11 protein-coding genes are annotated in these 12124 nt (G+C 49.1%); 7 read left to right on the top strand and 4 right to left on the bottom strand.

Annotated elements, in window-relative coordinates; genetic code table 11:
- Window positions 1-18: 18 nt before the first annotated feature.
- The gene (locus K7H21_RS23930) at window positions 19-423 is read right to left on the bottom strand and encodes a DUF2541 family protein (RefSeq protein ID WP_004128755.1); all 405 of its coding nucleotides are present in this window, start codon (window positions 421-423) and stop codon (window positions 19-21) included.
- A gap of 387 nt (window positions 424-810) precedes the next feature.
- Between K7H21_RS23930 and dnaK the strand changes: the two genes are divergently transcribed.
- From dnaK to K7H21_RS23910, 4 genes are all read left to right on the top strand, one after another.
- Window positions 811-2727 (top strand): molecular chaperone DnaK, encoded by a 1917-nt coding sequence (dnaK, locus tag K7H21_RS23925; RefSeq protein WP_004128758.1) that lies wholly within the window; start codon window positions 811-813, stop codon window positions 2725-2727.
- 87 nt (window positions 2728-2814) lie between these two features.
- Window positions 2815-3948, top strand: a complete 1134-nt coding sequence (gene dnaJ, locus K7H21_RS23920) for a molecular chaperone DnaJ (RefSeq protein WP_004128760.1) — start codon at window positions 2815-2817, stop codon at window positions 3946-3948.
- Window positions 3949-4293: 345 nt separating this feature from the next.
- Window positions 4294-5241: a LysR family transcriptional regulator gene (locus tag K7H21_RS23915; protein WP_004128762.1), complete on the top strand. Its 948-nt coding sequence runs from the start codon at window positions 4294-4296 to the stop codon at window positions 5239-5241.
- A 107-nt stretch (window positions 5242-5348) separates the two neighbouring features.
- Window positions 5349-5696 (top strand): phage holin family protein, encoded by a 348-nt coding sequence (locus tag K7H21_RS23910; protein ID WP_004128764.1) that lies wholly within the window; start codon window positions 5349-5351, stop codon window positions 5694-5696.
- Between the two features lie 84 nt (window positions 5697-5780).
- Here K7H21_RS23910 and K7H21_RS23905 read toward each other — a convergent pair whose 3' ends face one another.
- The gene (locus tag K7H21_RS23905; RefSeq protein WP_049115936.1) at window positions 5781-6314 is read right to left on the bottom strand and encodes a glycoside hydrolase family 108 protein; all 534 of its coding nucleotides are present in this window, start codon (window positions 6312-6314) and stop codon (window positions 5781-5783) included.
- A gap of 18 nt (window positions 6315-6332) precedes the next feature.
- Window positions 6333-6767, bottom strand: coding sequence for a winged helix-turn-helix domain-containing protein (locus K7H21_RS23900; RefSeq protein ID WP_032742243.1), 435 nt, complete (start codon window positions 6765-6767; stop codon window positions 6333-6335).
- Between the two features lie 381 nt (window positions 6768-7148).
- Here K7H21_RS23900 and K7H21_RS23895 point away from each other — a divergent pair, with 381 nt between their 5' ends.
- The 3 genes from K7H21_RS23895 to nhaR all read left to right on the top strand — a co-directional run bounded on the left by K7H21_RS23895 (window position 7149) and on the right by nhaR (window position 11659).
- The gene (locus tag K7H21_RS23895) at window positions 7149-9278 is read left to right on the top strand and encodes a glycoside hydrolase family 18 protein (protein ID WP_223035405.1); all 2130 of its coding nucleotides are present in this window, start codon (window positions 7149-7151) and stop codon (window positions 9276-9278) included.
- Window positions 9279-9531: 253 nt separating this feature from the next.
- A complete protein-coding gene (nhaA, locus tag K7H21_RS23890) occupies window positions 9532-10707 on the top strand; it encodes a Na+/H+ antiporter NhaA (protein ID WP_004128772.1) in 1176 nt (391 codons plus the stop codon).
- Between the two features lie 52 nt (window positions 10708-10759).
- Window positions 10760-11659, top strand: coding sequence for a transcriptional activator NhaR (nhaR, locus tag K7H21_RS23885; protein WP_049115939.1), 900 nt, complete (start codon window positions 10760-10762; stop codon window positions 11657-11659).
- Between the two features lie 110 nt (window positions 11660-11769).
- Here the strand turns inward: nhaR and rpsT are convergent, their stop codons facing one another.
- Window positions 11770-12033: a 30S ribosomal protein S20 gene (rpsT, locus tag K7H21_RS23880; protein ID WP_003018940.1), complete on the bottom strand. Its 264-nt coding sequence runs from the start codon at window positions 12031-12033 to the stop codon at window positions 11770-11772.
- Between the last annotated feature and the right edge of the window lie 91 nt (window positions 12034-12124).

Raw genomic sequence — 12124 nt, 5'->3', positions numbered from 1 at the left:
ATAATGTGAACAGTGATATTAATCGTCGCCAATGATTTTTAGCGAAGCCATGTCAGAAGAGTTAATGGTGTGGCCGGAAAAAGCGATTTTTTTAACGCAGCGCTTGTTATCGTTATCGCTATTAATGTTAATCCAGTCGGTGGTTGCCCCTTCTTGGATGGTTGACGGCACGCTGATGTTCTGACTGGCGCTATTGCTGGCTTTAAAGTACAGCGTCGCGCCGGAAAGCTGGATATCGCCGCGATCGGCGGTGAGCTGGATACGCTTAATCACCCGGCAAACCGGCAGCTTCAGGGTGAGATCGTTAGTCTCATTTCGCGGCATGGCGACAACGCCTAAGATTTTATGATCGTTAGCGGATGCGGATGTTATTAACGCAGCGCTAAACAATAATCCTACTGGTATATGAATGAGTGATTTCATGAGGATTTCCTTATTATTTTGTTCTGTTATCAGTGGAAAATATTTTATCACCAGAACTTTATTGTCTTTAGCTCGTAATCATTGCGGATTATGTCAATTATTATATGAATGGGTTTTAATTTAATTATTATTATTTATTATGTGTTGTGCGTTTTTAAACCCGCTTTTCGGCCTTCTTCTGATGCCCAGCCCCCCCGCGACGGCAGGGGCAAGACAAAAAATTTTTTGTCTTGCCCCTTGATGAAGTGGCGGGTGACCCCATCTTGTAGTCAACCGCAGTGAATGAACCTGAAAAAAAATGATGTCTGGGCAGTTGAAACCGCACGTTTCGCCCTTATTACAGGTTCACAACCACATGTTGACTGAATTTTTAGTGGAGACGTTTAGATGGGTAAAATTATTGGTATCGACCTGGGTACTACCAACTCTTGTGTAGCGATTATGGATGGCACTACTGCACGCGTGCTGGAGAACGCCGAAGGCGATCGCACCACGCCTTCTATCATTGCCTATACCCAGGATGGTGAAACTCTGGTTGGTCAGCCGGCTAAACGTCAGGCAGTGACAAACCCGCAAAACACCCTGTTTGCGATTAAACGCCTGATTGGCCGCCGCTTCCAGGACGAAGAAGTCCAGCGTGACGTTTCTATCATGCCGTACAAAATCGTTGCCGCAGACAATGGCGACGCATGGCTTGATGTGAAGGGCACCAAAACCGCACCGCCGCAGATCTCTGCTGAAGTGCTGAAGAAAATGAAGAAAACGGCTGAAGATTACCTGGGTGAGCCGGTAACTGAAGCGGTTATCACCGTACCTGCTTATTTTAACGATGCTCAGCGTCAGGCTACTAAAGACGCCGGCCGTATCGCAGGTCTGGAAGTCAAACGTATCATCAACGAACCGACCGCCGCCGCGCTGGCTTACGGTCTGGATAAAGAAGTCGGCAACCGCACCATCGCGGTATACGACCTCGGTGGTGGTACCTTCGATATCTCCATTATCGAAATCGACGAAGTTGACGGCGAAAAAACCTTTGAAGTTCTGGCGACCAACGGTGATACCCACCTGGGCGGTGAAGACTTCGATACTCGTCTGATCAACTACCTCGTTGACGAGTTTAAGAAAGATCAGGGCATTGACCTGCGTAACGACCCGCTGGCTATGCAGCGCCTGAAAGAAGCCGCTGAGAAAGCGAAGATTGAACTCTCTTCCGCTCAGCAGACCGACGTCAATCTGCCGTATATCACCGCAGATGCCACCGGTCCGAAGCACATGAACATCAAAGTGACCCGTGCGAAACTGGAAAGCCTGGTTGAAGATCTGGTTAACCGTTCTATCGAGCCGCTGAAAGTTGCTCTGCAGGATGCTGGCCTGTCCGTATCCGATATCCAGGACGTTATCCTGGTCGGTGGTCAGACTCGTATGCCTATGGTGCAGAAAAAAGTCGCTGAGTTCTTCGGTAAAGAACCGCGTAAAGACGTTAACCCGGACGAAGCCGTTGCTATTGGCGCAGCCGTACAGGGCGGTGTTCTGACCGGCGAAGTGAAAGACGTACTGCTGCTGGACGTTACCCCACTGTCTCTGGGTATCGAAACCATGGGCGGCGTGATGACTGCGTTGATCAATAAGAACACCACGATCCCGACCAAGCACAGCCAGGTGTTCTCTACCGCCGAAGACAACCAGTCCGCGGTAACCATCCATGTTATTCAGGGTGAGCGTAAACGCGCCTCTGATAACAAATCACTGGGTCAGTTTAACCTGGATGGTATCAACCCGGCACCGCGCGGTATGCCGCAGATCGAAGTGACCTTCGATATCGATGCTGACGGTATCCTGCACGTTTCCGCGAAAGACAAAAACAGCGGTAAAGAACAGAAGATCACCATCAAAGCGTCTTCTGGTCTGAATGAAGAAGAGATTCAGAAAATGGTTCGCGATGCTGAAGCGAACGCAGAAGCTGACCGTAAGTTCGAAGAACTGGTGCAGACCCGCAACCAGGGTGACCACCTGCTGCACAGCACGCGTAAGCAGGTTGAAGAAGCAGGCGACAAACTGCCGGCTGACGATAAAACCGCTATCGAGTCTGCGTTGACCGCGCTGGAAACTTCGCTGAAAGGTGAAGATAAAGCCGATATTGAAGCGAAAATGCAGGCGCTGGCTCAGGCTTCCCAGAAGCTAATGGAAATCGCGCAGCAGCAACACGCCCAGCAGCAGGCTGGCGGCGCTGACGCTTCCGAGAGCAACGCGAAGGACGACGATGTTGTTGACGCTGAGTTCGAAGAAGTGAAAGACAAAAAATAATCGCCCTTTGAACGGGTAAAACACTGGCACGGGCGAAGAGGTTTCCTCTCCGCCCGTGCACGCATGTTAAGGGGCTGAAAAACACCAATGGCAAAGCAAGACTATTACGAGATTTTAGGCGTTTCCAGATCGGCGGAAGAGCGTGAAATCAAAAAGGCGTATAAGCGCCTGGCCATGAAGTATCACCCGGACCGTAACCAGGGTGATAAAGAGGCTGAAGCTAAATTCAAAGAAATCAAAGAAGCGTATGAAGTCCTGACCGATGCCCAGAAGCGCGCCGCCTACGATCAGTACGGCCACGCCGCATTTGAGCAAGGCGGCATGGGCGGCGGCGGCGGTTTTGGCGGCGGCGCGGATTTCAGCGATATCTTTGGCGATGTTTTCGGCGATATCTTTGGCGGCGGTCGTGGTCGCCAGCGCGCAGCGCGCGGGGCAGACCTGCGCTACAACATGGAACTGACCTTAGAAGAGGCGGTTCGCGGAGTCACCAAAGAGATCCGTATCCCAACGCTCGAAGAGTGCGACGTTTGTCACGGCAGCGGCGCCAAAGCGGGGAGTCAGCCGCAGACTTGTCCTACCTGCCACGGTGCGGGTCAGGTACAGATGCGCCAGGGCTTCTTCGCCGTGCAGCAGACCTGTCCGCATTGTCAGGGGCGCGGTACGCTGATCAAAGATCCATGTAATAAATGTCATGGTCATGGTCGCGTAGAGAAAACCAAAACGCTGTCGGTTAAGATTCCGGCGGGCGTCGATACCGGTGACCGTATTCGTCTGGCTGGAGAAGGTGAAGCCGGCGAGCATGGCGCGCCAGCAGGCGATCTGTATGTTCAGGTTCAGGTTAAGCAGCACGCCATTTTCGAGCGTGAAGGCAACAACCTGTACTGTGAAGTACCGATTAACTTTACTATGGCCGCCCTTGGCGGCGAGATTGAGGTCCCGACGCTGGACGGTCGTGTGAACCTTAAGGTGCCTGGCGAGACGCAGACAGGGAAGCTGTTCCGGATGCGTGGCAAAGGCGTGAAGTCCGTGCGCGGTGGTGCGCAGGGCGATCTGCTGTGCCGCGTGGTCGTCGAAACACCGGTTGGTCTTAACGATAAACAAAAGCAGCTGCTGAAAGATCTTCAGGAAAGCTTTGGTGGGCCGACGGGTGAGAAGAATAGTCCACGCTCCAAAAGTTTCTTCGATGGTGTGAAGAAATTTTTCGATGATTTGACGCGTTAATCATCACTTTATATAAAAAAACCCGAAATTTATTTCGGGTTTTTTTATATCTTGCGCATTGGCAATAAAAAAGTGTCTCCTCTGTAATAAATATTCACCTTTGCGGTAATAATATTATTATTTGTTTATTATGGTAATATTATTTGTCTGAAACATAGTTAATTTTATTGTGCCTGCATAAATACCCATCTAAAGATGTATGAAAAATGAGCAGTGCAGTGCGCAAAAATATCATTTTTACATATGATTTTTTTTGATACTAATAATGTACATTTTGAATGAATATGATATGCATGGCTTAAATAATTATTTATATTGTATTTATTTATTCCAGGGTGGTGGCACGTGAACGCAAGAAATCTTAAAAAAGATTTTGATTATAATCTGGTGAAAGTACTGGATGCCGTTATATCGGCAGGAAATGTGACAAAAGCATCAAAAAGATTATCCGTAACACCGGCGGCTGTTTCCATTGCGCTAACCAGACTGCAGCTTTTTTATAATGAGGAACTTTTTGTCAGGGGCAAAAACGGGCTGATCCCGACGGTGAAAGCGCTGGAAGTGCACCAGAGTTTTCGTCAGGTCATCGACCTCGTCAGGATGGCATTAACCCCAGAGCGTAAGCATCAGGAGGAGAACCGAATCACTATTCTTGGCGGTGACATTACCGAAAACTATTATCTTTCACAGCTTTACGATGAAAAAGTATTCGATCGCTATCTGTTCGGGCATTTTTCTAACCGAAACAGAGATAATGAGGAGATGAAAAGCTTACTCATCTCCGGCGATTGCGATCTCGCGATAAGTACTGAAGCGATCAACAATGAGGCGTTTGAGAGTCGCTTTATTGATAGCTTTAAAGATTTTTGTTGTATCTGTAGTGAAGATAGTTTGTTGAGCGAACTGTCACAGCTATCCTTGCATAATTTTTTTTCTTCCCGTCATGCCGTCTATCAAACCAGCTTATTCTCCCCAATGATGATTAATGACGAAAACTTATATGACAGCGAGATCGCTTATCAGGGCCACAGGCTGAAAGGGTATAAGAGTGATTCGATCACCGGTATCATCAGTATTGTGGAGCGCACCTCGCTGATAGCGTTAATGCCAGTTAAGCTTGCAATATTTTATAAAAATAACCGCAATTATAATATTAATATTATCCAACCGCCTGGCGAGATGACGTTTAAACCCATTAATATCTATGCTTACTGGCATAAAAAGAATCGTAAGAGTCAGAATATTGAAGAAGTGGTGACAATGCTGCATACGCTCTCGGCATTTCGCCGTTGAAAAGGGCAGTAGTGGCCGTCAAAGGACGCTTAATGATTATTTTTGATTCTGTACTTTGTTTAAACAGAGGTAGATTCAGAGTGTGTCATAATCATAAGGAGTCGTATATGTCAGTTCCCGCTCAGATTGAAACGCCGAAGGCGATGCTGCTTGAAATGGAAATTCTTTTTACCGTCATCGCAACCGGTGCATGGGGTGGTTTCGTCAGCTATTTGATGAAATCAAATGCCCGTAAAGCCAACCATTTGCACAAAGGTATTATCAGTTGCCTGGCGCAAATTGTTATTTCCTGTTTTACCAGCTTTCTGGTTAGCGCTGTCGCCATTGAAAAAGGCTTAAGCCTTAATATGATTTTACTTTTTTCCGGTATCGGAGGGGTATTCGCTGTACCTATATTAAAAATCGTGGGGACAAAAGTCCGGCAGATATTAAATAGTAATGATTTATTTAAATAATATCGTACAAATGAACAAGGCTCATATGAGCCTTGTTCGTTTACTGGTGGCTGCAACGTTTTGTTAGCTGCCAGTAGGACGAAGTTATGTAACTCGATTTTTTAGCCAGCCATAGATAAACTCTTCATTTGCAGGTCGGCTCTCCGTAATACTGAGATAATAAGCGCCCTGGCTACAGTTAAGGGCCTTCAGCAGAACCTCTTCACCCTCTTTGCCTCGTATATCGAGGAAAGTGCTCAGCATCTCCAGGGTCCTTTTCCCAATAATCCCATCGGCTTTAATATCCTGATAAAAACGCTGTTCTCGGTTTAATGCGTTCAGCCAGCGCTGTAGCCAGGTGCAGGGAAAATGCGGGCCGATATTTACCGCGGCATCGCATAATTCAAACGACACGGCCCATGAGATCCGGGAAATTTTCTCAAATCCGGGTTTGATCCAGTACATATTTTCAAGAATGCCATACGCCTCAACTCGCGTTAGCTCTTTCATATCGCCTACGTAATCGTTTGCGCGGGCGGCCGCTTCAGTGATCCCCCAGTGGGTTTCCCCGCCAAGGTCTTTTGGATGATTAACGTAGTCACCCTCGAGGTTGAGAATGCCGTCAAGAATAGGGTTCATCTGTATCTCCTTAATAAGTCAGAAAAAGGGGCGTTTTTGTCCGCGAGGGAACAAGAGGGCCAGGATTTTTTTGCAAAAGAGCATGATGGTCAATGCTGGTTTTGTGCTGGTCTCTGAATCTGCCGCTGCAATGGAGATTTGATCGTTAACCTGGATGCCCTTGCGAGGGATGGTAATCAACAGATCATTGATACCGAAAGTTTTGAGGTCTTTGCGAATGAGATAGAGGATCTGCGTCAGGTTGGCATCATTAACATAATTTCCCCGGCTTCCCCACAGCGCCGTAGTCAGTTCCTGTCTGCCTATTACCTCCTCCTGTGCATGTTCAATAATGAAGCTTAAACATCTGGCACGCATTGCGGTCATTCTGATGACTAATGAGTTAGAGACATTTCTTAATTCATATTTCCGTTCATTGAAAATGCAATCGTCATTGATGATGTATGTTTTCACAATCATGTCCTTTTATCCGAGTGTGCGAGAGCGGTTAGAATATTAATAATCAGTTTTTTCTTATTCCATATTTCATTTTTAATATTCGTCTTTTTCCTTGCAGCTTTATTGGTTGCATCACAGCTTTTAAGCATTTTTAAATTCTATTTAACTGCCTTTTTAATATTCTTTAAGAAAAAATGGTATGTTTAAGATATTCATGTTTTTTTAACCTAATGCGCGATATGTTTATTTTGATGTGAGTGATTGTTACCAGGTAGGCATAATTTAAAAATCAATTTCTCATGTGAGGTTTAGTGATTAGCTATGCCATCGATGAAAATGGATTATCTGTCTCGCAGAACGAACTGCTAATTTATTTACATTGAAAAGGAATATATCATGGCTACCAGCAAATTAATTAAGGGTGATGCTCTGACTGAAACCAGTAATGCAGCAGATAGTTTTTATCCTGCTACTGAAGACAGCAAGTATAGCTATACGTCTGCCCGCGTGGCGCAACCGGTATATAACGTCTATAAAGCCGAAGCCGCTAAACCGAAAGTGTTTGGTTACTATACAGACTGGTCACAATATGATGGTCGCCTCCAGGGACAGGACACCCCGAATAACCGCGGTCGGGGTTACGACCTGGCGAGCGTTGATCCGCTGGCTTACGACAAAATTATTTTTGGCTTTATTGGTATTGTTGGTGATAAAGGTGAGAAGCAATACACCATCGAAACCGCGGCGGCGCAGACCGGTAAAACCACTCATGAGCCGACTTTCCTCGATCCGTGGGGCGATTTCCAGTCTTATGTGAACTGCAACCAGTCTACCAGCGGCTGGGATGTCGACCCAATGACCGTCACCGAACAAACTACTCACGGTATTTTAGGCGGTTTGCGCGATCTGCAGGCGAAAGCAAAACAACTGGGGCATACGCTGGCGCTGTCTATGAGCATCGGCGGCTGGTCCATGAGTAACGCTTTCCATGAAATGGCGAAAACCGATGCGGCGCGTAAAACGTTTGCTGCTGGGGTGGTAAAACTGTTCAAACAGTTCCCGATGTTCAGCGAAGTGGATATTGACTGGGAATACCCGAACAATGCGGGCAATAACAACCCATTCGGTCCGGAAGATGGCGATAACTATGCGCTGCTTATCAAAGAGCTGAAAAAACAGCTGGATGCAGCTGGCCGCAGCGACGTTAAAATTTCTATCGCCAGCTCCGCCGTCGTTCAGACGCTGGGTTATTCCAACGTGAAAGCGCTGCTGGAAGCTGGTCTATATGGCATCAATGTGATGACCTATGACTTCTTCGGCACCCCATGGGCGGAAACGCTGACTCATCACACCAACCTCTCTCCGCTGACCGCGGGCGGGTGGAGCGTTGAAACGGTTGTTGATTATCTGATCGGCGAAGGCTTCCCGGCTGACCGCATCAACGTAGGCTACGCTGGCTATACCCGCAACGGCCGTAACGTCGAGATTGAGAGCTTCTCTCCGCTGAAAGGCACCTACAAACCAGGCGAAGGTACCACTACCGGCTCGTTTGAATCCGGTTGCACCGAATGGTACGACACCATTTATAACTATCTGGATCTGGAAAATCAGAAAGGACGCAACGGCTTCAACGTCTATACCGATAAAGTCGCGAATGCTGATTATCTCTATAACCCGCAGTCAAAACTGTTCATGTCGCTGGATACGCCGCGTACCGTGAAAGCTAAAGGAGAATATGCAGCGAAACGGGGGTTGGGCGGCCTGTTTACCTGGACTATCGACCAGGATAACGGCGTGCTAGTAAATGCGGCGCGTGAAGGTCTGGGTTACCAGATGAGTAAAGAAGTCATCGATATGGAGCCGTTCTACTTTGAAGGTATCAACGTCGATCCGGCTGATAACGATGACGATAGCGATAAGGTCAACCATGCGCCAAAAGCAGCGATTGAACTGCTCGTTGTTGGCGGCTCCCGCGTGCAGCTGTCAGGCGCAGGCTCCACGGATGAAGACCATGATGCGCTGAGCTTCAGCTGGGGCGTACCGGTAGCGATTGACGTCGCTGATAAAACGGCACAAGTGATTGAGTTTGTGACGCCTGTAGTGACAGTAGCCACCGACTTCCAGTTCACCCTGTTTGTCCGTGACGTTCACAATGAGCCGTCCACTCAGCAGCGCTTTGTACTGACGGTCGTACCTGCGGCAAGCAGCGTTGATCCGGAACCGACTCCTGAGCCGACTCCGGAACCGACCCCGGAACCGACTCCTGAGCCGACTCCGGAACCGACCCCGGAACCGACTCCTGAGCCGACCCCGGAACCGACTCCTGAGCCAACCCCGGAACCTGATGACTCCACGACGCCGTACCCGCTGTGGGATGCGAATACCGTCTATGGCGCAAACTGGGGCACTTTCGAGATCGTGAGCTGGAAAGGCCACAACTACCAGGTGAACTGGTGGTCCCAGGGCAATCAGCCGGATCTGAACTGCGGCGCGGGTAAGACCTGGACCGACCTCGGCGCGTATTAATCTCTTTAACGTCAATATCAGCAGACCCCGGATTTTCCGGGGTCTTTATTAGTTTCCGGGTGTACAAAATGGAACTCTATCCATAATTAAGTTTTTCCAGGACGCGATGACAGCAGGTAGGCCCGATATGTCTCGGGTTTTTTTTGGATTCGTAAAAACCGATCTATTTATCATGTATAATCTAATTTTAACGATGATTCTGGCGAAGTAGGATAGTAATTACGAAGTATTACCCATAAAGAGATTATAAAAAGTGAAACATCTGCATCGTTTTTTTACTAGTGATGCCTCCGGAGGCATCATTCTTATCATCGCCGCGGCGCTGGCTATGCTAATGGCCAACGTCGGCCTGACTAGCGGTTGGTATCACGCTTTTCTTGAGACGCCGGTTCAGCTGAAGGTCGGCGCGCTTGAGATCAACAAGAACATGCTGTTGTGGATTAACGACGCGCTGATGGCGGTATTTTTCCTGCTTATCGGCCTTGAAGTGAAGCGTGAAATGAATCAGGGAGCATTAGCCAGCCGTCGCCAGGCGGTATTTCCGGTCGTCGCGGCGTTGGGCGGAATGGTGGTTCCGGCACTGGTCTACCTGGCGTTTAACGGCCAGGATTCGATTGCCAGAGAAGGGTGGGCGATTCCGGCAGCCACCGATATTGCCTTCGCGCTGGGCGTACTGGCGTTGCTGGGGAATAGGGTTCCCGCTGCGCTGAAGATTTTCCTGATGGCGCTGGCCATTATTGACGATCTGGGCGCAATTATTATTATTGCGTTGTTCTATACACACGACCTTTCTGTCGTGTCATTGGTTGTCGCCGCTGGAGCCATTGTTGTGCTGACGGCATTAAATCTGTGCGGCGTACGGCGTACCGGGATCTATATCCTGGTGGGCGCCATACTCTGGACCGCGGTTCTTAAGTCGGGGGTGCACGCCACGCTGGCTGGGGTTATTGTCGGTTTTATGATCCCGCTAAAAGAGCAGAACGGTAAATCGCCGGCGAAGCAGCTTGAGCACGTGCTGCATCCGTGGGTGGCATTCCTGATCCTGCCGCTGTTCGCCTTCGCTAACGCGGGCGTTTCTTTGCAAGGGGTCACGGTAGAAGGGCTGACCTCACTGCTGCCGTTGGGTATCATTGCCGGGCTGTTTATCGGTAAGCCGTTGGGTATTAGCGTATTCTGCTGGCTGGCGCTGAAGCTGAAATGGGCCTCGTTACCCGAAGGGACCACCTGTAGGCAAATTATGGCGGTGGGCATCCTGTGTGGGATTGGCTTCACAATGTCGATTTTTATTGCCACCCTGGCCTTCGGCAGCGTCGACCCCGGATTGATCAACTGGGCCAAGCTTGGCATCCTGATTGGATCTATACTATCGGCCGTCACGGGATACATCATATTGCGTAAGCGCGTAACGGATTCGGGCTACGCGGCTTAACATCTCACGGGGAGCCGGCTACGGCTCTCCTGACATTATCAGGGAGAGAAGCATGTCGCACATCAACTACAATCACCTGTACTACTTCTGGCACGTCTACAAAGAAGGCTCCGTTGTCGGTGCCGCTGAAGCGCTGTTCCTGACGCCGCAGACCATTACTGGGCAAATTAAGGCCCTGGAAGAACGCCTGCAAGGGAAATTGTTTAAGCGCAAAGGAAGAGGGCTGGAGCCTAGCGAATTAGGTGAACTGGTATTCCGCTATGCGGATCGCATGTTTACGCTAAGCCAGGAAATGCTCGATATCGTTAACTATCGTAAAGAGTCGAATCTGCTGTTTGACGTTGGCGTCGCGGACGCGCTGTCGAAACGGTTGGTTAGCGGCGTACTGGATGCCGCCGTCGTCGATAACGAACAGATCCATTTACGCTGTTTCGAGTCGACCCATGAAATGCTGCTTGAGCAGCTAAGCCAGCATAAGCTCGATATGATCATCTCCGACTGTCCCATCGATTCCACCCAGCAGGAAGGGTTATTTTCGGTAAAAATTGGCGAGTGTAGCGTGAGCTTCTGGTGCATGAATCCGCCGCCGGAAAGACCGTTCCCTGGCTGTCTGGAAGAACGTCGGCTGCTGATCCCCGGCCGTCGTTCCATGCTAGGGCGCAAGCTGCTCAACTGGTTTAATTCGCAGGGGCTACAGGTGGAAATTCTGGGCGAGTTCGACGATGCGGCGTTGATGAAGGCCTTCGGCGCGGCGCACAATGCGATATTCGTTGCGCCGACGCTGTATGCGCATGATTTTTATAGCGATGAATCGATAGTTGAGATCGGGCGCATGGACAACGTTATGGAGGAGTATCACGCCATCTTTGCGGAACGAATGATCCAGCATCCGGCGGTGCAGCGGATTTGTAACCGTGACTATTCGGCGCTTTTTACGCCGCCTCAGTCATAGGGCTGCATGAGGAAAATGCCGAGGCCGGGTTCAGGCTCCAGCGTAATAAATGGCAGACATAAAAAAACCCGCTTTCGCGGGTTTTTTTCAAAGCGACAACGCGCGGGCGATTAAGCCAGTTTGTTGATCTGAGCGGTCAGGTTTGCTTTATGACGCGCAGCTTTGTTTTTGTGGATCAGACCTTTAGCAGCCTGACGGTCCACGATTGGTTGCATTTCGTTAAATGCTTTCAGTGCAGTAGCTTTGTCGCCAGCTTCGATAGCTGCGTATACTTTCTTGATGAAAGTACGCATCATAGAGCGACGGCTAGCGTTGTGCTTGCGGGCCTTTTCAGACTGAACGGCGCGCTTCTTAGCTGATTTGATATTAGCCAAGGTCCAACTCCCAAATGTGTTCTATATGGACAATTCAAAGGCCGAGGAGAATGCCCGTTTAGCCTTCTTTTGTCAATGGATTTGTGCAAAT

The organism is Klebsiella sp. CTHL.F3a (assembly GCF_019890895.1).
In the GTDB taxonomy this organism is placed as follows: Bacteria; Pseudomonadota; Gammaproteobacteria; order Enterobacterales; family Enterobacteriaceae; genus Klebsiella; species Klebsiella grimontii.
The sequence above is the reverse complement of the archived record's forward strand: the minus strand, read 5'-3'. Positions and strand labels throughout refer to the sequence as shown.

What these genes read in the sequence shown, in the direction of transcription:
- K7H21_RS23930 (WP_004128755.1), bottom strand. Translation starts at nt 423, where the DNA reads ATGAAATCACTCATTCATATACCAGTAGGATTATTGTTTAGCGCTGCG.
- dnaK (WP_004128758.1), top strand. Translation starts at nt 811, where the DNA reads ATGGGTAAAATTATTGGTATCGACCTGGGTACTACCAACTCTTGTGTA.
- dnaJ (WP_004128760.1), top strand. Translation starts at nt 2,815, where the DNA reads ATGGCAAAGCAAGACTATTACGAGATTTTAGGCGTTTCCAGATCGGCG.
- K7H21_RS23910 (WP_004128764.1), top strand. Translation starts at nt 5,349, where the DNA reads ATGTCAGTTCCCGCTCAGATTGAAACGCCGAAGGCGATGCTGCTTGAA.
- K7H21_RS23905 (WP_049115936.1), bottom strand. Translation starts at nt 6,314, where the DNA reads ATGAACCCTATTCTTGACGGCATTCTCAACCTCGAGGGTGACTACGTT.
- K7H21_RS23895 (WP_223035405.1), top strand. Translation starts at nt 7,149, where the DNA reads ATGGCTACCAGCAAATTAATTAAGGGTGATGCTCTGACTGAAACCAGT.
- nhaR (WP_049115939.1), top strand. Translation starts at nt 10,760, where the DNA reads ATGTCGCACATCAACTACAATCACCTGTACTACTTCTGGCACGTCTAC.